27 protein-coding genes are annotated in these 22,108 nt (G+C 63.6%); 14 read left to right on the top strand and 13 right to left on the bottom strand.

What is annotated here, in order from left to right:
• Positions 1-32 precede the first annotated feature (32 nt).
• Positions 33-446, top strand: a complete 414-nt coding sequence (locus tag APH28_RS04655) for a hypothetical protein (RefSeq protein ID WP_060507806.1) — start codon at positions 33-35, stop codon at positions 444-446.
• A 55-nt stretch (positions 447-501) separates the two neighbouring features.
• Positions 502-915 carry a hypothetical protein gene (locus tag APH28_RS04650; RefSeq protein WP_060507805.1) on the top strand — a complete coding sequence of 138 codons (414 nt, stop codon included), beginning with the start codon at positions 502-504 and terminating at the stop codon, positions 913-915.
• A 32-nt stretch (positions 916-947) separates the two neighbouring features.
• On the opposite strand, the gene APH28_RS04645 is transcribed toward APH28_RS04650, so the two are convergent.
• Together APH28_RS04645 and APH28_RS04640 are read right to left on the bottom strand one after the other, a co-directional pair.
• Entirely contained in the window at positions 948-1,181 is a 234-nt protein-coding gene (locus tag APH28_RS04645) for a DUF1161 domain-containing protein (RefSeq protein WP_060507804.1), read from the bottom strand.
• A 74-nt stretch (positions 1,182-1,255) separates the two neighbouring features.
• Complete coding sequence (locus APH28_RS04640; protein ID WP_060507803.1) at positions 1,256-1,681, bottom strand: OsmC family protein; 426 nt, start codon at positions 1,679-1,681, stop codon at positions 1,256-1,258.
• A gap of 154 nt (positions 1,682-1,835) precedes the next feature.
• On the opposite strand from APH28_RS04640, the gene APH28_RS04635 reads away from it, so the two are divergent.
• A complete protein-coding gene (locus tag APH28_RS04635; RefSeq protein ID WP_060507802.1) occupies positions 1,836-2,840 on the top strand; it encodes an LLM class flavin-dependent oxidoreductase in 1,005 nt (334 codons plus the stop codon).
• A gap of 38 nt (positions 2,841-2,878) precedes the next feature.
• Here APH28_RS04635 and APH28_RS04630 read toward each other — a convergent pair whose 3' ends face one another.
• On the bottom strand, positions 2,879-3,100 hold the full coding sequence (locus APH28_RS04630) for a DUF1161 domain-containing protein (RefSeq protein WP_060507801.1): 222 nt from the start codon (positions 3,098-3,100) through the stop codon (positions 2,879-2,881).
• Positions 3,101-3,204: 104 nt separating this feature from the next.
• Positions 3,205-3,420, bottom strand: a complete 216-nt coding sequence (locus APH28_RS04625; RefSeq protein WP_056793784.1) for a dodecin — start codon at positions 3,418-3,420, stop codon at positions 3,205-3,207.
• A 150-nt stretch (positions 3,421-3,570) separates the two neighbouring features.
• On the opposite strand from APH28_RS04625, the gene APH28_RS04620 reads away from it, so the two are divergent.
• Positions 3,571-3,894, top strand: coding sequence for a YqjD family protein (locus APH28_RS04620; RefSeq protein WP_060507800.1), 324 nt, complete (start codon positions 3,571-3,573; stop codon positions 3,892-3,894).
• Here the strand turns inward: APH28_RS04620 and APH28_RS04615 are convergent.
• Positions 3,891-4,787 (bottom strand): LysR family transcriptional regulator, encoded by an 897-nt coding sequence (locus tag APH28_RS04615; RefSeq protein ID WP_060507799.1) that lies wholly within the window; start codon positions 4,785-4,787, stop codon positions 3,891-3,893. The two genes, APH28_RS04620 and APH28_RS04615, sit on opposite strands and share 4 nt — an antisense overlap.
• Positions 4,788-4,897: 110 nt before the next feature.
• On the opposite strand from APH28_RS04615, the gene trpB reads away from it, so the two are divergent.
• Positions 4,898-6,115, top strand: a complete 1,218-nt coding sequence (gene trpB, locus APH28_RS04610; RefSeq protein ID WP_060507798.1) for a tryptophan synthase subunit beta — start codon at positions 4,898-4,900, stop codon at positions 6,113-6,115.
• A complete protein-coding gene (trpA, locus tag APH28_RS04605) occupies positions 6,112-6,921 on the top strand; it encodes a tryptophan synthase subunit alpha (protein ID WP_060507797.1) in 810 nt (269 codons plus the stop codon). Before trpB ends, trpA begins: the two co-directional genes overlap by 4 nt.
• A gap of 112 nt (positions 6,922-7,033) precedes the next feature.
• Here the strand turns inward: trpA and APH28_RS04600 are convergent, their stop codons facing one another.
• Together APH28_RS04600 and APH28_RS04595 are read right to left on the bottom strand one after the other, a co-directional pair.
• On the bottom strand, positions 7,034-7,366 hold the full coding sequence (locus APH28_RS04600) for a DOPA 4,5-dioxygenase family protein (protein ID WP_060507796.1): 333 nt from the start codon (positions 7,364-7,366) through the stop codon (positions 7,034-7,036).
• Positions 7,367-7,416: 50 nt separating this feature from the next.
• Positions 7,417-8,316, bottom strand: coding sequence for a LysR family transcriptional regulator (locus APH28_RS04595; protein ID WP_060507795.1), 900 nt, complete (start codon positions 8,314-8,316; stop codon positions 7,417-7,419).
• Between the two features lie 108 nt (positions 8,317-8,424).
• On the opposite strand from APH28_RS04595, the gene betC reads away from it, so the two are divergent.
• Positions 8,425-9,942: a choline-sulfatase gene (gene betC / locus APH28_RS04590; RefSeq protein ID WP_060507794.1), complete on the top strand. Its 1,518-nt coding sequence runs from the start codon at positions 8,425-8,427 to the stop codon at positions 9,940-9,942.
• 14 nt (positions 9,943-9,956) lie between these two features.
• The gene (choX, locus tag APH28_RS04585; protein WP_060507793.1) at positions 9,957-10,880 is read left to right on the top strand and encodes a choline ABC transporter substrate-binding protein; all 924 of its coding nucleotides are present in this window, start codon (positions 9,957-9,959) and stop codon (positions 10,878-10,880) included.
• Between the two features lie 127 nt (positions 10,881-11,007).
• On the opposite strand, the gene aroE is transcribed toward choX, so the two are convergent.
• Both aroE and hemF read right to left on the bottom strand, forming a co-directional pair.
• Positions 11,008-11,832, bottom strand: a complete 825-nt coding sequence (gene aroE / locus APH28_RS04580) for a shikimate dehydrogenase (protein ID WP_060507792.1) — start codon at positions 11,830-11,832, stop codon at positions 11,008-11,010.
• Positions 11,833-11,857: 25 nt separating this feature from the next.
• The gene (gene hemF / locus APH28_RS04575; protein WP_060507791.1) at positions 11,858-12,769 is read right to left on the bottom strand and encodes an oxygen-dependent coproporphyrinogen oxidase; all 912 of its coding nucleotides are present in this window, start codon (positions 12,767-12,769) and stop codon (positions 11,858-11,860) included.
• A gap of 135 nt (positions 12,770-12,904) precedes the next feature.
• On the opposite strand from hemF, the gene APH28_RS04570 reads away from it, so the two are divergent.
• Positions 12,905-13,882 (top strand): NADPH:quinone reductase, encoded by a 978-nt coding sequence (locus tag APH28_RS04570; RefSeq protein ID WP_060507790.1) that lies wholly within the window; start codon positions 12,905-12,907, stop codon positions 13,880-13,882.
• A 149-nt stretch (positions 13,883-14,031) separates the two neighbouring features.
• Here APH28_RS04570 and APH28_RS04565 read toward each other — a convergent pair whose 3' ends face one another.
• Both APH28_RS04565 and dprA read right to left on the bottom strand, forming a co-directional pair.
• Entirely contained in the window at positions 14,032-14,589 is a 558-nt protein-coding gene (locus tag APH28_RS04565; RefSeq protein WP_060507789.1) for an L-threonylcarbamoyladenylate synthase, read from the bottom strand.
• Between the two features lie 41 nt (positions 14,590-14,630).
• Positions 14,631-15,728: a DNA-processing protein DprA gene (gene dprA / locus APH28_RS04560; RefSeq protein WP_060507788.1), complete on the bottom strand. Its 1,098-nt coding sequence runs from the start codon at positions 15,726-15,728 to the stop codon at positions 14,631-14,633.
• Between the two features lie 208 nt (positions 15,729-15,936).
• Here dprA and def point away from each other — a divergent pair, with 208 nt between their 5' ends.
• The 5 genes from def to APH28_RS04535 are packed head-to-tail and all read left to right on the top strand — an operon-like array spanning position 15,937 to position 20,463.
• A complete protein-coding gene (def, locus tag APH28_RS04555; RefSeq protein WP_016712797.1) occupies positions 15,937-16,443 on the top strand; it encodes a peptide deformylase in 507 nt (168 codons plus the stop codon).
• Positions 16,444-16,503: 60 nt separating this feature from the next.
• A complete protein-coding gene (gene fmt, locus APH28_RS04550) occupies positions 16,504-17,436 on the top strand; it encodes a methionyl-tRNA formyltransferase (protein WP_060507787.1) in 933 nt (310 codons plus the stop codon).
• The gene (gene rsmB / locus APH28_RS04545) at positions 17,433-18,740 is read left to right on the top strand and encodes a 16S rRNA (cytosine(967)-C(5))-methyltransferase RsmB (protein ID WP_060507786.1); all 1,308 of its coding nucleotides are present in this window, start codon (positions 17,433-17,435) and stop codon (positions 18,738-18,740) included. The genes fmt and rsmB overlap by 4 nt, the downstream gene beginning before the upstream one ends.
• 23 nt (positions 18,741-18,763) lie before the next feature.
• On the top strand, positions 18,764-20,137 hold the full coding sequence (gene trkA, locus APH28_RS04540) for a Trk system potassium transporter TrkA (protein ID WP_060507785.1): 1,374 nt from the start codon (positions 18,764-18,766) through the stop codon (positions 20,135-20,137).
• 11 nt (positions 20,138-20,148) lie between these two features.
• Positions 20,149-20,463 (top strand): tetratricopeptide repeat protein, encoded by a 315-nt coding sequence (locus APH28_RS04535; protein WP_060507784.1) that lies wholly within the window; start codon positions 20,149-20,151, stop codon positions 20,461-20,463.
• A 125-nt stretch (positions 20,464-20,588) separates the two neighbouring features.
• Here APH28_RS04535 and APH28_RS04530 read toward each other — a convergent pair whose 3' ends face one another.
• Together APH28_RS04530 and APH28_RS04525 are read right to left on the bottom strand one after the other, a co-directional pair.
• Positions 20,589-21,476, bottom strand: a complete 888-nt coding sequence (locus APH28_RS04530; RefSeq protein WP_060507783.1) for a lysophospholipid acyltransferase — start codon at positions 21,474-21,476, stop codon at positions 20,589-20,591.
• 40 nt (positions 21,477-21,516) lie between these two features.
• Positions 21,517-22,068, bottom strand: coding sequence for a DNA-3-methyladenine glycosylase I (locus tag APH28_RS04525; protein WP_060507782.1), 552 nt, complete (start codon positions 22,066-22,068; stop codon positions 21,517-21,519).
• Between the last annotated feature and the right edge of the window lie 40 nt (positions 22,069-22,108).

The following is a 22,108-nucleotide window of genomic DNA, read 5'->3' as shown; positions in this document are numbered from 1 at the left end:
CCAAGACTATCTCGCCAAGGGGGAGTTTCGCCATGCGTGCACTGTTGGTCACCGGCTCATTGCTGCTGGTATCTGCCTGTTCGACCCTGCCTGACCCGGACCCGAACCTGGCCTGGGTCGACCTCAGCCCCTACGGCGATACGTCGCTGGATGCGACACAGGTGGACGAGCGCGACTGGGCCGACAGCCGCTACTTCGAAGTGCAGCCCGGCAGCCACGAGCTGACCGTGCGCTATCAGTTCCCGGTCACGCCGAGCAATATCGGCCCGGTCGACGAGCCACTGTGGCGCGATTGCCAGGTCAAGCTGACCTTCAAGGACTTCAGCGCCGGTCAGCGCTACCAGCTGCATGCCGGCAGCATCGGCTTCCGCCCCTGGATCAAGCTGTACGACCACCAGCAGAAACTGGTCGGGCAGGGCCTGCCAGCGGGTTGCCAACGCACCTGAACGGCACAAACGGCGCTATGCTTGTAACTCGTGTATCGCGAGTGGGAGTTTTGCCATGCGCCAGCCCATGATGCTGATCGCCCTCAGTGCACTGGGGGCTTGCGCCAGCCCCTTGCCGCCCGTCGACCCTGCCAAGGCCTGGGTCGACCTCTATACCGTGACCCCTGGCCGCATTCTGATGGCCGATCGCCTCGACGGCCAGCGCCTGGACGATGGCCGCTACTTCCAGGTAACCCCTGGCAAGCATGAGCTGGTGGTGCGGTTCGACTATGAAATCTATGCCGGCGGCATGCTCACCAGCCCCAAGGAGCGGACCTGCTACCTGACCGTACGCTTCGACGAATTCAAGGCCGGCGAGCGCTATCGCCTGGAGGCGCGGGCACCGGTGATGGAGCCGCAGGTGCTGCTCTACGACGCCAGCCGCAAGGTGCTGTTGAACGAGCCAAGCGACGTGTTCTGCATACCCTGAAGCACTGGGGCCGCATTTGCGGCCCCAGTCATTTACCGGTCGTTCTTCTGGTAGATGATCTTCTTCGTCCCGCCATCACAGGTGCCGACGATCATGTTCTGATCCTTGACCTCACTGTTGGGCACGATTTCCAGCGTGTAGGACATCACACCCTGGGCCTGGATCTTGGCTTCAATCTCGGCCTTGAGTTCTTCGCACGGTTTTACCGCCGCCAATGCAGAAGTGGCCACAAGCGAAGCCAGCACGGCGATTGCTACGCGAATCATGGAACGGCTCCTGGCAAGGCAGCTGAGCTGCCGACGCTGTTTAGACTACAGCAAACCGCCGCCGTTGCGCCGCCTTAGCCCACCAACGCGGCGTCCAGGCTGATCTTCGCGTTAAGCACCTTCGACACCGGGCAACCGGCCTTGGCCTTGTTGGCGATTTCGAGGAACTGCGCTTCACTGGCCCCCGGCACCTTGGCCTTGAGGATGAGGTGCACGGCGGTGATCGCAAAACCGTCGGGCTGCTTGTCCAGCGTGACCTCGGCAATGGTATCGATGCGATCGGCAGTGAGCCCAGCTTCACCGAGCATCATCGACAACGCCATAGAGAAACATCCGGCATGGGCCGCGCCGATCAGTTCTTCCGGGTTGGTCCCGGGCGAACCTTCGAAACGGGTATTGAAACCGTAGGGGTTCTGCTTGAGAGCGCCGCTCTCGGTCGAAAGCAGGCCTTTGCCATCCTTCAGGCCACCTTGCCAGATCGCCGATGCCGTCTTTTTCATGATGCCTCCTGGTCGTAGGGTTACTTAACTACAGTTACGAGGTCAGCGTCCTACGGCAAGTTCAGAGCAATCGCTCAGTAAGCATTGAATCCTTCAAATCTGCCCATACAGAGTCAAAAGGGCCTCCGGGCCAACCACTCTTGCGGAGGCTCCGATGACGCAGCTGCGTGACCTGAAGATTTCTACCCTCGACCTGGTGCCCGTGCGCGCCGACAAAGGCCCGGCGCAATCGCTGCACAACTCGCTGGACCTGGCTCGGCATGTCGAACGGTTTGGCTACAACCGCTTCTGGGTGGCCGAGCACCACAATATGGACGGCATCGCCAGTTCGGCCACTTCTGTACTGATCGGCTACCTGGCGGGTGGCACTTCGACCATCCGCGTCGGTTCTGGCGGCATCATGTTGCCCAACCATGCGCCACTGGTGATCGCCGAACAGTTCGGTACCTTGGCCAGCCTGTATCCTGGCCGCATCGACCTGGGCCTTGGCCGTGCGCCAGGCTCCGACCAGATGACCGCCTACGCCCTGCGTCGCGACCGCGCTGGCAGCGCCGACGATTTCCCGGATGATGTCGAGGAGCTGTCGCGCTACCTCGGCCCACGCACCGATGATCAAAAGGTGATCGCCGTGCCCGGTCACGACACCGACGTCCCCCTGTGGCTGCTCGGTTCGAGCTTGTTCAGCGCCCAGCTGGCCGGCATGCGCGGCATGCCGTACGCCTTTGCCTCGCACTTCGCCCCGCGCTACATGCATGAGGCGATCCGCATCTATCGCGACCACTTCAAGCCTTCGACCACACTGGACAAGCCCTATGTGATGCTGGGGATTCCGATGGTGGTGGCAGAAACGGACGAAGAAGCCGAATACCTCGCAACCTCGGTGTACCAGCGCATTCTGGCGTTGATTCGAGGCCAGAGCCTGATGCAGAAGCCGCCTGTGCCGAGCATGGATGGGCTGTGGCTGCCCCATGAGCGCGATGCGGTGGGGAGTTTCCTCGGCCTGGCGATGATCGGCAGCCCGCAGAAGGTGAGGGCCAAGGTGGAAGTGCTGCTGGAGCAGACTGGGGCGGATGAGCTGATCTTTACCTGTGACCTGTATGAGCATGCGGATCGCATTCGATCCTATGAGCTGATGGCACAGGCCCTCAAGGCCGAGTAAGTATCTTCGCGGGCAAGCCCGCGAAGAAAACCATCGCATTAGCCGCGGCGGTAGACAATCTCCTTGCTACCGCCTTCACAGCTGCCGATTACCTTGCCAGCCGGCTCGCCCTTCTTGACGATTTCCAGCTTGTAACCCTTCACACCCTTGGCATCGAGCTTCGAGGCGATCTCGGCCTTGAGCTCTTCACAGGGTTTACCGGCGGCCATTGCCCCACCGGCCAGCATCATCAAACCCACCGCCAGCATCAGTTTCTTCATCGATCGCATTCCTTGTACAGATGAGAAAGACCACGAGGGCGCCGCCAAGGCACCCTCCGGTGTTATAACGCCATCACGCCGGGCCATTCCAGCCCACGAATGTTTCAGCTGTTGGCGATGCGGAAGCCAACCTTCAGCGTGACCTGGAAATGCGCGGCCTTGTTGTCGCGGATGTGGCCACGGGTATCGATCACTTCGAACCACTCCAGGTGTTTGATGCTCTTGCCAGCTTCGGCCAGGGCATTGTTGATCGCCTCTTCGATGCTGGTGGGGGACGAACCCACCAGCTCGATCTTCTTGTACGTGTGATGATCGGTCATGAACGCTCTCCTTGGGTGACAGTGAGATTGAGCCTAGCAGCGCAGGCCTGGTTTACCTGCGAGCCGCCACCGTTCAGTAAAGTTCGATCGCACTTTCTCGCAGCTCCGGAGTCGCAATCCTTACAGTCCATACTGCAAAGGAGAGTCAACATGCCCCGCAATTCGCTGCGTAAATCGTCCCTGGAAAGCATGGAAGCGGAGATCGAAAGCCTCCTGAAAAGCCTGGAGAACCTGAAGCACGATGCGTCCGAGGAAACCCAGAAGTCGGTGAAGGCAATGCGCAGCAACGCCGAAAGCGCACTGCGCCATTCGCGCAGCCTTGTCAGCGATGCCTATGAAGAAGTGAAGGCTCGCACCCGCCAGACCGGCATCGCCACCCGCGACTACGCCCAGGAGCACCCGTATACCACTGCCGGCGTTGCCATAGGGGCACTCGGCCTGCTGGCGGCGTACCTGCTGTGCAAGCGCAACTAAGCACTCTGCCTGGTCAGCTCGGCGCGTAACCACTGCGCCAACTGCTCGGCGCGCCCGTCTGCGGCGCGCCGAGGTACCCACAGCGCCAGCGCGGCAGGGGTCGGCGAAAAACCCCATGGCGCGCTCAGGCGCCCCGCTCGCAGATCATCGGCAACCAGAGGTTGTGGCGCGATCGCGACACCCAGGCCGGCAACTGCGGCCTCCAGCAAGTAATACAAATGCTCGAACGCCTGGCCGTACTTCAACGCGCCAGCCTCCAGCCCTTGTTCAGTCGCCCAGGTTGGCCAAGCCTGCGGGCGCGAGGTGGTGTGCAGCACGGCTTCGTCCAGCAGGGCCTTGGCAGGTGCGGCCTGCAAGCGGTCGAAGCCGGCGAAGTGTGGGCTTAGCACCGGGCCGATGCGCTCCTGAGCCAGCACGTGGACCTGCATGTCCGCGGGCCATGGCGGTTCGGCGTATACCAGCAGGGCATCCAGCCCGGGGCGACGCGGGTCGAGGTCGCCTTCACCCGCTGACAGGTGCAGGCGTAACTCGGGCAGGTCGGCCTTCAGCCGCCCCAACCGAGGGATGAACCAGCGCGCCAGCAGGCTGCCGGAACAGCCCAGCACGAATGGCGCCTCGCTCACATCACGGCTCAACTCGGCGCACACACTGCGCAGGCGGTCGAACGCCTCACCACTGGCGTCACGCAGGCGCATCCCTGCATCTGTGAGTTTGATGCCGCGCCCGTCCTTGACGAACAGGGCCACGCCCAGGTGCTCTTCAAGCACCTTGATCTGCCGGCTGACGGCGCCATGGGTGACGTGCAGCGCTTCGGCCGCCTGGCTGACGCTGTTGAGCCGGGCAGTGGCCTCGAAGGCACGCAGGGCGTTGAGGGGAGGGAGGTCGTGGGCCATTTTACCTGTGAGTTTTTCTGACAAGTTTGCGCAATCTTATCGGTTTTCAGCTGGGCTTGCCGTGGTTAGAGTAAAGCCCATCACTCATTCATCACGCCTTGGAGCGCTCCATGACCCAGTCCCAATACCGTCCCGGCCCCGACGCCAACGGCCTGTTCGGCTCGTTCGGCGGCCGCTACGTGGCCGAAACCCTGATGCCGCTGGTGCTGGACCTGGCCCGCGAATACGAAGCGGCCAAGGCCGACCCCAAGTTCCTCGAAGAACTCGCCTACTTCCAGCGCGACTACATCGGCCGCCCGAACCCGCTGTACTTCGCCGAGCGCCTGACCGAGCACTGCGGCGGCGCGAAGATCTTCTTCAAGCGTGAAGAGCTCAACCACACCGGCGCGCACAAGGTGAACAACTGCATCGGCCAGGTGCTGCTGGCCAAGCGCATGGGCAAGAAGCGCCTGATCGCCGAAACCGGTGCTGGCATGCACGGCGTGGCCACCGCCACTGTCGCTGCGCGCTTCGGCCTGCCTTGCGTGATCTACATGGGTGCCACCGACATCGAGCGCCAACAGGCCAACGTGTTCCGCATGAAACTGCTGGGCGCTGAGATCGTCCCGGTCACCGCGGGCACCGGCACCTTGAAAGATGCCATGAACGAAGCCCTGCGCGACTGGGTCACCAACGTCGACGATACCTTCTACCTGATCGGCACCGTGGCCGGCCCGCACCCGTACCCGGCGATGGTCCGTGACTTCCAGTCGATCATCGGCAAAGAAACCCGCGCCCAGCTGCAAGAGAAGGAAGGCCGCCTGCCGGACAGCCTGATCGCCTGCGTGGGCGGTGGCTCCAACGCCATGGGCCTGTTCCATGAGTTCCTCGAAGAACCGAGCGTACAGATCATCGGCGTCGAAGCCGGCGGCCACGGCGTGCACACCGACAAGCATGCCGCCAGCCTGAACGGCGGCGTACCGGGCGTGCTTCACGGTAACCGCACCTACCTGCTGCAGGACGAAGACGGCCAGATCACCGACGCCCACTCGATTTCTGCCGGCCTCGACTACCCGGGCATCGGCCCCGAGCACGCCTACCTGCACGAAGTGAAACGCGTCGAGTACGTCAGCATCACTGACGACGAAGCACTGGATGCGTTCCACGCCAGCTGCCGCCTGGAAGGCATCATTCCGGCCCTGGAAAGCTCCCACGCGCTGGCCGAAGCGATCAAGCGCGCACCGAACCTGCCCAAGGACCACCTGATGGTGATCTGCCTGTCCGGCCGCGGCGACAAAGACATGCAAACCGTGATGAACCACATGGCAGCCCAGGAGAAACAGGCATGAGCCGTCTTGAACAACGCTTCGCCGAACTGAAGGCCGAAGGCCGCGCCGCGCTGGTCACCTTCGTCACTGCCGGCGACCCGGGCTACGACGCTTCGCTGCAGATCCTCAAGGGCCTGCCGGCAGCTGGCGCCGACGTGATCGAACTGGGCATGCCGTTCACCGACCCGATGGCCGACGGCGTGGCCATCCAGCTCGCCACCCTGCGCGCCCTGGAAGCCGGCCAGACACTGGCGAAGACCCTGCAGATGGTTCGCGAATTCCGTGTGGATAACCACACCACGCCAATCGTGCTGATGGGTTACTACAACCCGATCCACCGCTTCGGTGTGGATAAGTTTGTCACCCAAGCCAAGGCCGCCGGCGTCGATGGCCTGATCATTGTCGACCTGCCGCCAGAGCATGACGCCGAGCTGGCCACCCCGGCCCAGGCTGCGGGCATCGACTTCATTCGCCTGACCACCCCAACCACCGACGACGCGCGCCTGCCGCGGGTGCTGGAGCGCAGCTCCGGGTTCGTCTATTACGTGTCGGTGGCGGGCGTGACTGGTGCCGGCTCGGCGACTACCGAGCACGTGACCGAGGCAATTGCCCGCCTGCGTCGGCACACCGATTTGCCGATCAGCGTTGGTTTCGGTATTCGTACGCCGGAGCAGGCTGCCGCGATCGCGCGCCTGGCTGATGGTGTGGTGGTGGGGTCAGCGCTGGTCGACAAGATTGCCCAGGCCAAAGAGCCAGCTCAGGCAGTGAACGACGTGCTGAGCCTTTGCTCGGCACTGGCTGAAGGTGTGCGCGGCGCCCGTCGCTAAACCGCGCCGCCTGCTTCGCGGGGCAAGCCCGCTCCTACAGGTACAGCGCCAGCCTCAGGCCCTGTGATACCCCTGTAGGAGCGGGCTCGCCCCGCGAAGAGGCCAGCACAGGCTATCCACCGAAAATCGATAGATCCAAAGGCCTCACAGCCCCCATCCAGATCGCATGATCCCGGTGATCCGCCAGCTCATCCCCGGTCAGCGGATGAAGAAACACCACTAACCCCTTCCGATACAGCGCCAACCAAGGCAACACCACCCCCACGAACTCCGGCTCGAAGGCCAGCTGGCAGCTCCAGTCCGGGTGCGGCCCGACCGGTTTCTGGTGCATGCGCCCCATGGTCACAGGAAACAGCCGCGCCGCCTCCTCGCACAGTTCACGAGCCTGCTCGATGGTCGAGGCGTCGTAGTAAACGTGAGCGTGGTAACCCTTGATCCTCTGCACGATAACTCCTGAAGACGAACGATGCGTATGACTATACGCCGAACTCGCCGCTACTGACGGCGCTCCTGCTCCAGCCAATCCACGAACCGTTCGATCAGCGCCCCGCGTCGCTTGCGCGGCGGCAACACCGCGTAATACCCCCGCGTCGAGCGCAAACTGCCCTGCAACGGCCGGCACAGCAGCCCTTGTTCCACCAACCCATCCACTAGGTGCCCCCAGCCAATCGCCACCCCTTGCCCGGCAATCGCCGCTTGAATCAGCAGGGTGTAGTTATCGAACCGCAACTGCCCGGGCGGCGGCGGGCTGGCCACGCCGTACCCGCGAAACACGCCCGCCCAATCAAACCATCGGCTGGCCTGCTCACCGCGCAAATGGAGCAATGGCAATCGTTGCAAAGCCACGGCTGACAAGGGTTTGCCATGGGTCAGCCGTGGGCTGCAGACCGGGAAAACCTCCTCGTCGAACAACCAGCGGCTCTCGCCCTGATGGAAGCGCCCATCACCAAACAGCACCGCCACATCGATATCCGGGCGCAGCATCCCCTGGCTGCGCTCGCCGGTCACCAGGCTCACGTCCACCTGTGGATAAGCCTCGTGAAAGCGCTGTAGCCGTGGCATCAGCCAGAACGCCGCAAACGCAAAGTCGGTGGCCACCTGCAGCACTTCACGCTGGCCGCGCCCACTGGCCAGGGCAAGGCCATCATCCATGGCCTGCAACCCTTGATGTACCTGCTCGAACAGCAGCTGGCCGGCCTCGGTCAGCTCGATGCCGCGGTAGATGCGGTCGAACAAGCGTGTGCCGAGCTGCGCCTCCAGGCGCTTCACCTGTTGGCTTACTGCCGGTTGCGTTGTGCCCAGTTCCAGCGCGGCTGCGGTAAAGCCACGCAAGCGGGCAGCGGCCTCGAACACGCGCAAGGCATCCAGCGACAACCCGGCAAGGTAATCAAACATAAGCAAAGCTAATCCCAGACATTGCCCGTCATGGGCTTTACCCATGTTATCCACAGTCGCATCTTGGTAGGCAAGCGGTTCGCATAATCCTCAACGATGGAAGCCACCATGACGCGCCCGAATATCCTGTTCATCATGGCCGACCAGATGGCCGCGCCCTTGCTGCCTATCTACGGCCCTACGCCGATCCAGATGCCACACCTGAGCCGCCTCGCCGAGCAGGCCGTGGTGTTCAACTCGGCCTACTGCAACAGCCCGCTGTGCGCACCGTCTCGCTTCACCCTGGTCAGCGGTCAGCTGCCGAGTCGCATCGGTGCCTACGACAACGCGGCCGATTTTCCCGCCGACGTGCCGACTTATGCACACTACCTGCGCCGCCTGGGCTACCGCACCGCGTTGTCGGGCAAGATGCACTTCTGTGGCCCGGACCAATTGCACGGCTATGAAGAGCGCCTCACCAGCGACATCTATCCGGCCGATTACGGCTGGGCGGTGAACTGGGACGAGCCGGACGTGCGCCCGAGCTGGTACCACAACATGGCCTCGGTGCTGCAAGCCGGCCCGTGCGTGCGTACCAACCAGCTGGATTTCGACGAAGAGGTAGTGTTCAAGGCGCGCCAGTATCTCTACGATCACGTGCGCGAAAACGACGGCCGACCGTTCTGCCTGACCGTGTCCATGACCCACCCGCACGACCCGTACACCATCCCCAAACGCTACTGGGATCGCTACGAGGCTGTGGATATCCCCATGCCCCACGCCGAGTTCAACCAGGCAGAACTCGACCCCCACTCGCAGCGCCTGCTCAAGGTCTATGACCTGTGGAACAAACCGCTGCCTGTGGACAAGATCCGCGACGCCCGCCGTGCCTACTTTGGCGCCTGCAGCTACATCGATGACAACATCGGCCAGCTGCTGCAGACACTGGAAGAATGCCACTTGGCCGACGACACCCTGATCGTGTTCTCCGGTGACCACGGCGACATGCTTGGCGAGCGCGGCCTCTGGTACAAGATGCACTGGTTCGAGATGTCGGCGCGGGTGCCGCTGCTGATCCACGCGCCCAAGCGCTTTGAAGCAGGCCGGGTCAGCGCCTCGGTGTCGACCTGCGACCTGCTGCCGACCTTGGTCGAACTGGCCGGTGGCGCTGTGGATAACAACTTGCACCTGGACGGCCGCTCGCTGCTCGGCCACCTGCAAGGGCAGGGCGGCCATGACGAAGTCATCGGCGAATACATGGCCGAAGGCACCGTCGGCCCGCTGATGATGATCCGCCGTGGGCCGTACAAATTCGTGTACAGCGAAGACGACCCCTGCCTACTCTATGACCTGAGCCACGACCCGCACGAGCGGGAGAACCTCACCGGCAGCCCGGACCACCAGACGCTGCTGCAGGCATTTGTCGATGAAGCACGCCAACGCTGGGATATGCCCAGCCTGCGCCAGCAAGTGCTGGCCAGCCAACGCCGCCGCCGCCTGGTGGCCGAGGCGCTGGCCATCGGCAAGCTGAAAAGCTGGGACCACCAACCGCTGGTGGACGCCAGCCAACAGTACATGCGCAACCACATCAATCTCGACGACCTCGAGCGCAAGGCACGTTATCCACAGCCCGCACCCCTGGATTGAGAAAAGAGGCCGCCATGCACACGTTCTCCCCCTTTGTACTCGCCCTGGCTCTAGCCACCGCCACGGCCCACGCCGCCGACGGCGACACACAATGCAGCACCGTGAAAATGGCCGACCCCGGCTGGAGCGACATTGCCTCGACCAACGCGGTCGCACGGCTGCTGCTGGAAAGCCTGGGCTACCAGGTGAAGATTGACAGCCTGGCGGTGCCGATCATTTACGGCGGCCTCAAGGACGGCCGGATCGATGCCTTCCTCGGCAACTGGATGCCGGCGCAGCAGGGTTTCCATGACAAGTTCATCGCCAATGGCGTTGTGCAAAAGCTGTCGCGCAACCTCGAAGGCACCGAGTTCACCCTGGCGGTACCGGATTACGTGTGGAACGCCGGCGTGAAAGACTTCGCCGACCTGCAGAAGCATGCCGACCAGTTCGATAAGAAGCTCTACGGCATCGGCTCCGGCGCCCCAGCAAACCTGTCGCTCAAGGAAATCATCGACAAGAACGAATTCGGCCTGGGCCAGTGGAAGCTGGTGGAGTCCAGCGAGCAGGCGATGCTCGCGCAGGTGGACAGGGCAGTGAAGAAGCAGCAGTTCATCACCTTCCTCGGCTGGACGCCGCACCCGATGAACGTGAAGCTGAAGATGCACTACCTGACGGGCGGCGAGAAGTGGTTCGGCAGCAAGGGCGAGGTGTACACGCTGACCCGCAAGGGTTATCCACAAGCCTGCCCGAATGCGGCCAAGCTGCTGGGTAACCTGAGTTTCACCCTGGACATGGAAAACACCATCATGGCCGAGGTTGTGGATAAGAAGATCAGCTTCGATGAAGCGGCCAAGGCTTGGGTAAAACAGCATCCCGAGCGGCTGGAAGGGTGGTTGGCGGGGGTGACTACCAAGGCTGATGGCGATGCACTGGAGGCCGTCAAAGCCAAGCTGTGATTACAGCTCATCCCCCCTTGTGGGAGCGGGTTCACCTGCGAACACCGGCAAAGCAGGTGCCATCCACCGCGGTGGCTTCTTCGCGGGCTCGCCCGCTCCCACAGGGAAAGTGCAATGCTGGGAGTAATCAGCCCCGGGCCAGCTGTCGGCGAAGCTCAGCCAACACAGGCGCCGTATCCGGCCGCACCCCACGCCAGATGAAGAAGGCCTCAGCCGCCTGCTCAGCCAGCATCCCCAAGCCATCCAGCACCTTTGCCGCTCCCAGCCTCTCGGCCCACACGCAAAACGGCGTCGGCTCCTTGCCATACATCATGTCGTAGCACACCGTGCGCCCCGCCTCGACCAGGCTGTCGGCAATCGGAGGCAGCTCACCAGCCAAGCTTGCCGAGGTGGCGTTGATGATCACGTCCACCGGCTCCTGCAGCCAGGCAAACCCGCTGGCCACCACCGGCCCCAGTTCGTCGAACTCCCGCGCCAGCTGCTCGGCCTTCTCCACGGTACGGTTGGCAATCACCAGCGACTGCGGCTGGTGCGCCAAGATCGGCTCCAGCACGCCGCGCACGGCGCCACCAGCGCCGAGGATGAGAATGCGCTTGCCGGTCAGCTCGACCCCGGCGTTCACCGTCAGGTCACGTACCAGCCCGGCGCCGTCGGTGTTGTCGCCCTGCAGTGTGCCGTCAGCCAGCTTGCTCAGCGTGTTCACCGCACCGGCGCGCTGGGCACGCGAGGTCAGGCTGTCACACAGGCGATAAGCTTCTTCCTTGAACGGCACGGTGACGTTGCCGCCGCTGCCTTGCTTGAAGAAACCGCGCGCGCAATCGCTGAATTCATCCACAGGCGCCAGCAAGGTGGTGTATTCCAAGTCCTGGCCGGTCTGTTCGGCGAACAGGCGGTGGATCAGCGGCGACTTGCTGTGGCCGATGGGGTTACCGAAAACGACGTACTGGTCCATGGCGACTCCTTGTTTATCCACAGGCTTACTGGCCAAGCCAGTCGCGGTCCTGCAGGAAGTATTCGGTCAGGCGTGCTTCCTCGCTACCGGGCACGGCCTTCCAATCGTAGCCCCAGCGCACTTGCGGCGGCAGCGACATGAGGATCGACTCGGTACGGCCACCGGACTGCAGGCCGAACAGGGTGCCACGGTCATAGACCAGGTTGAACTCCACGTAGCGGCCGCGGCGATATTCCTGGAACTCGCGCTGCTGCGGGGTGTACGGGGTGTGCTTGCGACGCTGGACGATCGGCAGGTAGGCCTCGACGTAAGCATCACCGATGGCGCGCAGGAAGGCGAAACAGGTGTCGAAGTCCCACTCGTTAAGTTCGTCGAAGAACAGCCCGCCGATGCCACGCGGCTCGCCGCGGTGCTTGAGGTGGAAGTAGCGGTCGCACCAGGCTTTGTAGCGCGGGTACACGTCGGCGCCGAACGGTGCGCAGGCCTGTTCGGCCACGCGGTGCCAGTGGATACAATCTTCTTCATTGCCGTAATAGGGGGTCAGGTCGAAGCCACCACCGAACCACCAGACCGCCTCTTCGCCTTCCTTCTCAGCGATGAAGAAACGCACATTGGCGTGGGACGTCGGCACATGTGGATTGTGCGGGTGGATCACCAGCGACACACCCAGGGCCTCGAAGCCACGGCCTGCCAGTTCAGGGCGGTGGGCGCTGGCCGAAGGCGGCAGGCCGGCACCGAACACATGGGAAAAGTTGACCCCGCCTTTCTCGATCAGCTTGCCGTCGCCGATCACCCGCGTGCGGCCCCCGCCACCGGCTTCGCGCACCCAGGCGTCCTCGACGAAGCGGGCGCCGCCGTCTTCAGCTTCGAGGGCAGAGCAGATGCGGTCTTGCAGGTCGAGCAGGTAGGCTTTCACGGCCTCGGTGCGGCTAGTCATCGGGTCACCAGGAACGGGCAGGGAAGAATTCGCCGCGTAGCATACCACCGCCGGTGTGCGCGCCGCAGTTGACGGCGATCAAGCAAAGGCGTCCGATAGAAGGCCTTTTCCCGATCCCGACAACAGGAGTGCGAGATGGCCAAGCGTATCCAGTTCAGCCAGCATGGCGGCCCGGAAGTGCTGCAGCTTGTGGAATTCGAACCCGCCCCACCCGGGCCGCAGCAGGTGCGCGTGCGCAACCATGCGATCGGCCTGAACTTCATCGACACTTACTTCCGCAGCGGGCTTTATGCACCGCCGTCCCTGCCTTCTGGCCTGGGTACCGAGGCAGCGGGCGTGGTCGAGGCGGTGGGCGAAGGCGTGACCCGGCTCCAGGTCGGTGACCGCGTGGCCCATGCCGGCGGCCCCCTTGGCGCCTACAGTGAGGTGCATACGCTGCCAGAGGCCAACCTGGTCAAGCTGCCCGACAACATCAGCTTCGAGCAGGCGGCAGCGGTGATGCTCAAGGGGCTGACCGTGCAGTACCTGCTGAAACAGACCTATGAGGTGAAAGCGGGTGACGTCATCCTGTTCCATGCCGCAGCCGGTGGCGTCGGTTCGCTGGCATGCCAGTGGGCCAAGGCCTTGGGCGCCAAGCTGATCGGTACCGTCAGTTCCGCCGAAAAGGCCGAGCGAGCGAAGGCGCTGGGGGCGTGGGAAACCATCGACTACAGCCGCGAGGACGTGGCCAAGCGGGTGCTGGAGCTGACCGATGGCAAGAAGTGCCCGGTGGTGTATGACGGCGTTGGCGCCGACACTTGGCTGACCTCGCTGGACTGCCTGCGCCCGCGCGGGCTGATGGTGAGCTTCGGCAATGCTTCGGGCGCGGTGAGCGGGGTGAATCTGGGGATCCTGTCGGCCAAGGGGTCGCTGTATGTGACCCGGCCGACATTGGCGACCTATGCCAACAATGCCGAGAATACTCAGGCCATGGCGGATGATCTGTTTGCGATGATTGCCGGTGGCAAACTGGTTGTGGATATCCAGCAGCGGTATCCGTTGAGCGAGGCAGCGAAGGCGCAGGCAGAGCTGTCGGCGCGCAGGACTGTCGGCTCTACTGTCCTGCTGCCTTGAGCCGAACACTGCTCTCAAACCAGTAGATCATCCCCCTGTGGGAGCGGGCGTGCCCGCGAAGCAGCCACCGCGATAGATGGCACCGGCTCCGCCGTTGTTCGCGGGCGCGCCCGCTCCCACAGGGTATTGCGCCAGGCCCATTGTATGAGTCAGCCCGGCCGAACGACCTCGCCAGTAGCGAGGTTCCGAATCACACTCGGATTCTTCCGCCCCCCCAGCGCCCCACCGAGCACCAGGTCCAGCTGGCCATGGAAGTACTGCTCCACCCGCAAACGGGTCTTCGCCGCCGGGCGCCCGCCCGGGTTGCACGAGGTGGAAATCAGCGGCCCCACCAGCGCGCACAGTTCACGCACCAGCGGATGGTCACTGACCCGCAGCGCCACAGTGTCATGCTGCCCGGTCACCCACTCGGGCAACAGGTCCTGATGCGGCACCAGCCAGGTGTTCGGCCCTGGCCAGGTGCTGCCCATGCGGTCGATCCAGTCTTCAGGAAAATCCTCGAACAGGAAGTCGAACTGGCGGATGTTGTCGGCTATCAGAATCAGCCCTTTATCCACAGGCCGTGACTTCAGCGCCAGCAGGCGATACACCGCGTCCTCGTTCCATGGGTCGCAGCCCAGGCCCCAGACCGCCTCCGTCGGGTAGGCGATGACTGCGCCCGCCCGGATCTCACGTGCGGCTTGTTGCACACGAAAACTGCTCACCATTTGCGTTTCTCCGCCTTTAACCTTGCTTGCGCGCAGTGTACTTAGCCGGCGCGGGCAAACCAACGCCCGGCGACATTGCTGACCCGACCTTCAAGCTCCAGTTCCGTCAGCTGCGCCAGCACCTCGGCCAGCGGCCGGTCACTGAAGTGGGCCAGGTTTTCGCTAGTCTGTGGCGCGGCATGCAACAGGGCAAGCAGCGGATGCGCCGGTTTTTCCGCACCAGCGGGCGGCAAGTTTTGCCAACCGCGCAGGCTTTCCAGTATCTGTTCCACGCTCTCCACCAACAGTGCGCCATCGCGGATCAGCTGATGGCACCCCTTGGCCGCCGGGTGGTGAATAGACCCAGGAATCGCGTACACCTCGCGGCCTTGCTCTGCCGCCAGGCGGGCGGTGATCAACGAACCGCTGGCAAGGCTGGCTTCGACCACCAGCACGCCAAGCGACAAGCCGCTGATGATGCGATTGCGCCGCGGGAAGTTGCCCGGCAACGGCCCAGCATCGAGCGGGTACTCGGACACCAGTGCCCCGCCCCTGTCGACCATCATCCGCGCAAGGTCGCGGTGGCGTTGTGGATAAAGTTTTTGCAAGCCTGTTCCCAGCACAGCAATGGTGCCCCCGCCGACCTCCAGGGCTGCCCGATGAGCGGCACCATCAATGCCCAGGGCAAGCCCGCTGGTGATGGTGAAACCGGCTTGCGCCAGGTAGCGGGAAAATGCCCTGGCGGTGTCGAGTGCCGGAGGTGTGGCACGTCTGCTGCCCACAATGGCCAGCTGAGGTCGGTCAAGCAGTGCTGTATTGCCAGCCACGAAAAGCAGCGGTGGTGCATCGTCGATTTCCCCCAGCAGCGCTGGGTAGTCAGGGCTGTCCCACATCAGCAAATGCTGGCCCGGGCCCTCTAACCAGGCCATTGCAGCCAATGCACCATCACGTACTTCGCCACTGCGCCGCGCATCGATGGTGGCTTGTGGTATACCCAACGCGCGCCAGGCGGGGCCGGGAGCGCTGAGTGCCGAAGAAGCACTGCCAAAGGCTTCGAGCAGGGTGCGAAAGCGTCGTAATCCCGTCTCTGGGAGGCGGTGCAGACGTAATCGCGCCTCCAGTTCGGCTGGCGGACAGGGCGACGAATGGTTAATCGGCATAGGGATCATCCTTGATCGAAAAATGGGCCATCTACGTGGCACAACTTGTGGATAAGTTTGTGGGTAACACTTTGAAAAGCTGTCCATGATTTGGCGGCTATCAGGCCTATAGAGACCCTAGACGAGCTTTCACAGGTGCTGAAATCCCCGTTTCCCTTTATTATGTGTGCTCAGTTTTCAACCGACCGCACAGTGACTGCCTGACCCTATGGCCATCTTGAACATTCTCGAATTCCCGGACCCGCGCCTGCGCACCATTGCCAAACCGGTAACGGTGTTCGACGACGCCCTGCGTCAGCTGATCGACGACATGTTTGAAACCATGTACGAAGCCCCCGGCATCGGCCTGGCCGCCACTCAGGTCAACGTGCACCTGCAGGTGGTGGTCATGGACCTCAGCGAAGACCGCAGCGAGCCGCGCGTCTTCATCAACCCGACTGTCGAAGAGCTGACCCACGACATGGGCCAGTACCAGGAAGGCTGCCTGTCGGTACCCGGCTTCTACGAGAACGTCGATCGCCCTCTGCGTGTGCGGGTCAAAGCCCAGGACCGCGACGGCAAGCCTTACGAGCTGGAATGCGAAGGCCTGCTGGCAGTGTGCGTGCAGCACGAGTTCGATCACCTCAACGGCAAGCTGTTCGTCGACTACCTGTCGCAGCTCAAGCGCGACCGGATCAAGAAAAAGCTGGAAAAGCAGCACCGCCAGCAAGCCTGATCCTCATCTCCCAGAAGGCTTGCTCCGGCAAGCCTTTTTCTTTTTGGAAGCGAGAACTCCATGCGCATCGTCTTTGCAGGCACTCCAGAGTTTGCCGCCGAACACCTCAAGGCCCTGCTCGACAGCCCGTACGAGATCGTGGCCGTCTACACCCAGCCCGACCGCCCTGCCGGCCGTGGCCAGAAGCTCATGCCGAGCCCGGTCAAGCAACTGGCCGTGGCCCATGACATCCCGGTGTTCCAGCCGCCGACCCTGCGCAATGCCGAAGCACAGGCAGAGCTGGCCGCGCTGAAGCCGGACCTGATGGTGGTGGTCGCCTATGGGCTGATCCTGCCGCAAGTCGTGCTCGACATCCCGCGTCTGGGTTGCATCAACAGCCACGCCTCGCTGCTGCCACGCTGGCGCGGTGCAGCGCCGATCCAGCGCGCCGTTGAAGCCGGCGATGCCGAGAGCGGCGTGACCGTGATGCGCATGGAAGCCGGCCTGGATACCGGCCCGATGCTGCTCAAGGTGGTTACTCCGATCAGCGCTGACGACACCGGCGGCAGCCTTCACGACCGCCTCGCAGAAATGGGCCCACCGGCTGTAGTCCAGGCCATTGCCGGCCTGGCAGACGGTTCACTGCACGGTGAAGTTCAGGATGATGCCCTGGCCACCTACGCCCACAAGCTGAACAAGGACGAAGCGCGCATCGACTGGAGCCGCCCGGCCGTCGAGCTTGAACGCCTGATCCGTGCCTTCAACCCGTGGCCGGTGTGCCACAGCACCCTGGATGGCGAAAGCGTCAAGGTGCTGGCCGCAAACTTGTCCACAGGCAAAGGTGCCCCAGGCGAGATCCTCTCGGCCAGCAAGGACGGTCTCGTGGTCGCCTGCGGTGACCAGGCGCTGAGCCTGACCCGCCTGCAACTGCCCGGTGGCAAAGCGCTGAACTTCAGCGACCTATACAACAGCCGCCGCGAGAAATTCGCCGCCAGCAAGGTGCTGGGCCAATGAACCCACGCCTCGCCGCCGCCCGTGCCCTTACCGCTGTACTCAGCGGCAAGGCCTCGCTGAACAGCTCGCTGCCGGGACAACTGGACAAGGTCGAAGAACGCGACCGTGGCCTGACCCAGGACCTGGCTTTCGGCACCGCCCGCTGGCAGCCACGCCTGGACCTGCTGGCCGCGCAGCTGCTGCAAAAGCCGTTCAAGGCCGCAGACGCCGATGTGCACGCGCTGCTGCTGGTCGGCCTGTACCAGCTGTTCTACACCCGCATTCCGGCCCACGCCGCCATCGGCGAGACCGTCGGCTGCGCCGACAAGCTGAAGAAGCCGTGGGCCAAGGGCCTGCTCAATGCCGTGCTGCGCCGTGCCCAGCGTGAGGGCGAAGAACTGCTTGCCGGCATGGAGCGCGACCCGGTGGTGCGCACCGCTCACCCACGCTGGCTGCAGAAGTCGCTCAAAGCGTTCTGGCCAGATCAGTGGGAGGCCATCTGCGCCGCCAACAACGCCCATCCGCCAATGATCCTGCGGGTCAACCGCCGCCACCACAGCCGCGACGTCTACCTGGCGCTGCTGGCCGAAGCGGGTGTCGGCGCCAGCGCCTGTCAGTACAGCCGTGACGGCATCGTGCTGACCGAAGCCTGCGACGTACGCGGCCTGCCAGGCTTCGCCGAAGGCTGGGTGAGCGTGCAGGACGAGGCAGCGCAGCTGTCGGCCGACCTGCTCGAGCTGGCCCCCGGCCAGCGCGTGCTCGACGCCTGCTGCGCCCCAGGCGGCAAGACTTGCCACCTGCTCGAAACCGAACCGGCCCTGGCCCACATGACGGCCATCGACCTCGAAGCCAAGCGCCTGACTCGCGTGCGCGAGAACCTCGACCGCCTGCAACTGGACGCCGAGCTGATCGCCTGCGACGCCCGCGACACCGCGAGCTGGTGGGACGGCAAGCCGTTCCAGCGCATCCTGCTCGATGCGCCGTGCTCGGCCACCGGCGTGATCCGCCGCCACCCGGACATCAAGCTGACCCGCCAGGCCGACGACATTCCGGCCCTGGCCGCGCTGCAAGGTGAACTGCTCGATGCCCTGTGGCCGACCCTGGAAGTGGGCGGCATGCTGCTGTACGCCACCTGCTCCAGCCTGCCGACCGAGAACACCGAAGTGATCGACGCCTTCCTCGCCCGCACCCCGGGTGCCCGTGAGCTGGACCTGGCCACCGAAGCCGGCCTGCGCCAGCCCCACGGCCGCCAGCTGCTGGCGCAGGAGGGCGGCCATGACGGGTTCTACTATGCCAAGCTGATCAAGATCGCCGCCTCGCGGTAAGTACACAGGGTAGGGAGTAGCGGATGAAGATCATCATCCTCGGCGCAGGGCAGGTGGGCGGTACGCTGGCAGAGCACCTGGCCAGCGAAGCCAACGACATCACCGTGGTCGACACCGATGGCGATCGCCTGCGCGACCTCGGCGACCGCCTGGACATCCGCACCGTGCAGGGCCGTGGCTCGCTGCCGACGGTGCTGCGCCAAGCTGGCGCCGACGACGCCGACATGCTGGTGGCGGTGACCAACAGCGACGAGACCAACATGGTTGCCTGCCAGGTGGCCTACACGCTGTTCCACACCCCGACCAAGATCGCCCGGGTGCGCGAGTCGGCCTACCTGACCCGCGAAGAGCTGTTCGACAACGACCACATTCCGGTCGACGTGCTGATCAGCCCCGAGCAGGTGGTGACCAACTACATCAAGCGCCTGATCGAACACCCGGGCTCACTGCAGGTCATCGACTTTGCCGAAGGCAAGGCCCAACTGGTGGCGGTGAAGGCGTATTACGGCGGCCCCCTGGTGGGCCAGCAGCTGCGCCAGATCCGCGCGCACATGCCCAACGTCGATACCCGCGTGGCAGCCATCTTCCGCCGCGACCGGCCGATCACCCCGCGGGGCGACACGGTGATCGAAGCCGATGACGAAGTGTTCTTCATCGCCGCGAAGAAAGACATCCGCGCCGTGATGGGTGAGCTGCGCCGCATCGACGAGACCAACAAACGGATCGTTATCGCCGGTGGCGGGCAGATCGGCGAGCGCCTGGCCGAAGCCATCGAGAGCCGCTACCAGGTGAAGATCATCGAGATGAGCGCGGCACGCTGCCGGCACCTCTCCGACACCCTGGAAAGCACCGTGGTGCTGCAGGGCAGTGCCTCGGACAAGGACCTGATGCTCGAAGAGAACATCGCCGATGCCGACATTTTCCTGGCCCTGACCAACGACGACGAGGCCAACATCATGTCGTCGCTGCTGGCCAAGCGCCTTGGCGCGGGCAAGGTCATGACGATCATCAACAACCCGGCTTATGTCGATCTGGTGCAGGGCGGCGACATCGACATCGCCATCAGCCCGCAGCTGGCCACCATCGGCACCTTGCTGGCGCACGTGCGCCGCGGCGATATCGTCAGTGTGCACTCGCTGCGCCGGGGCGCGGCCGAAGCCATTGAGGCAGTGGCGCACGGCGATTCGAAGTCGAGCAAGGTGGTCGGCAAGGCTGTGGAGAACATTGCCTTGCCACCGGGTACCACCATCGGCGCAATCATCCGCGACGAAGAGGTGCTGATCGCCCACGACGACATGGTGATCGCATCGGGCGACCATGTGATCCTGTTCGTTGTGGATAAAAAACACATTCGCGATGTGGAGAAGCTGTTCCACGTTGGCTTGAGTTTCTTCTAGGAGAAGAGGGCATGCGCGAATCGCTTGAGAAGATGCTGGCCAAGGGTGTGGATAACCCGCTGCTGAGGTTTGGCTTGGGCAAGGCCTGGCTGGATGAGGGCAATGGCGCGGAAGCTGCGGTGCACCTGGCGCGCTGTGTGGAGCAGGATCCGAAGTATTCGGCAGCCTGGAAGCTGCTGGGGAAGGCTTATCAGCTGGTCGGTGACCTGCCGTCAGCACGCAAGGCCTGGGAGGACGGGGTCGTTGCGGCCCAGGCCCATGGTGACAAGCAGGCCGAGAAGGAAATGGCCGTGTTCCTGAAGAAGCTCAACAAAACCTCAAGCTGACGCGATCCCCTGTGGGAGCGGGCGTGCCCGCGAACACCGGCGAAGCCGGTGCCATGCACCGCGGTGCCTGCTTCGCGGGCATGCCCGCTCCCACAGAAGCCCTGCTATATCTGGCAGTGGATAACTCAGTACCAGCGCGGCTCGCCAGCCGGGCGCTTCTTGAAGCGCTTCATGCTCCACATGTACTGGCTCGGATATTCGCGCACATAACGCTCGACCACTTTGCTCATGGCCGCCGCCGACACATTCACGTCGGTGCTGTACATCTCTTCCGGCGCCGCTTCCAGGAACACCTTGAAGCCCGAGCCGTCCGGCAGCCGCAGTGCATGCAGGAACACCCCCACCGCCTTGCCACCGGCCAGCATGTTCGGTACGAACTTGCTGGTCAGCGCCTGGGTGCCCAGGAACGGCACGAACACGCCCGCCGATTCCGCCGGCTCCGGGTCGGCAGGAATACCCACCTGGCCACCGCGACGCACTTCCTTGATCACGCTGAGGATGCCTTCCTTGGTTGAAGGCGCCACGCGGTTACCCATCTGCACGCGCTGCTCACGCAACAGGTCATCCACCGCCTTGAGCTTCGGCGGGCGGTAGAAAATGATCGGTTTGCACTGGTTACAGTAGAAGTGGTTGAGCACTTCCCAGTTGCCCAGGTGGCTGGTGATGCCAACCACACCCTTGCCCGAGGCGAGCGCCTGCTCCAGCACTTCCAGGCCGTGCACTTCCTTGACCAGCTCAAGCGAACGCTGCGGCGGCCAGATCCAGGCACAGGCACTTTCGACGAAAGATTTACCGATATCCCGCAGCGCACGGCCGACCAGTTGCTCGCGTTCGACCGGGTCCATCTCCGGGAAGCACTTGGCCAGATTGATACGCACGACGTTGCGCGAGCCGTTGGGGATTTTCCACATCAGCCAGCCGATACCGGCGCCGACGCGCTGCACAGCGCCCCAGGGCAGCTTGGCAAACAGACGCAGCACCCCGACCATCAGGGCGCCCTTGAACTTTTCCACAGGCAATTCCTTATTTCAGCAAGGCGCGCATTGTAACCCCTCAGCGCAACAAGGCGGCGTAGCGATCGCAATCGGTGGTATGGTCCATGACCATGCCGGTGGCCTGCATGAAGGCGTAGCAGATGGTCGGGCCAACAAAGGTGAAGCCAGCTTTTTGCAGCGCTTTGCTCATCGCCTTGGCTTCGTCGGTGACCGCCGGCACGTCACCGCGGGCCTGGAAGTGGTTGATCTTCGGCTCGCCACCAACGAACGACCACAACCACTCGGCGGGGTTATCCACAGCCAGCCAGGCCTGCGCGTTGCGCCGGGCGGCCTTGAGCTTGAGGCGGTTGCGGATGATGCCGGCGTCCTGCATCAACTCCTCGATGCGCTCATCACTCATGCCGGCCAGTTTCACCGGGTCGAAGCCGTGCATCACCTCGCGATACCGCTCGCGTTTGCGCAAAACGGTGATCCACGAAAGCCCCGCCTGGAACCCTTCGAGCAAAAGCATCTCGAACAGCAACGCCGGGTCACGCTGTGGCGTTCCCCATTCCTGGTCGTGGTAGGCCTGGTACAACGGATCGTCGGTACACCAAAAGCAGCGTGGCATAAGGCTCCAATGAGTAGAGGGCGAGGCGAATCAGGTTATA

This window comes from Pseudomonas sp. NBRC 111124 (assembly GCF_001320245.1).
Classification (GTDB): Bacteria; Pseudomonadota; Gammaproteobacteria; order Pseudomonadales; family Pseudomonadaceae; genus Aquipseudomonas.
Note: the sequence above shows the minus strand (reverse complement) of the source record. Positions and strands in the feature narration are given on the sequence as shown.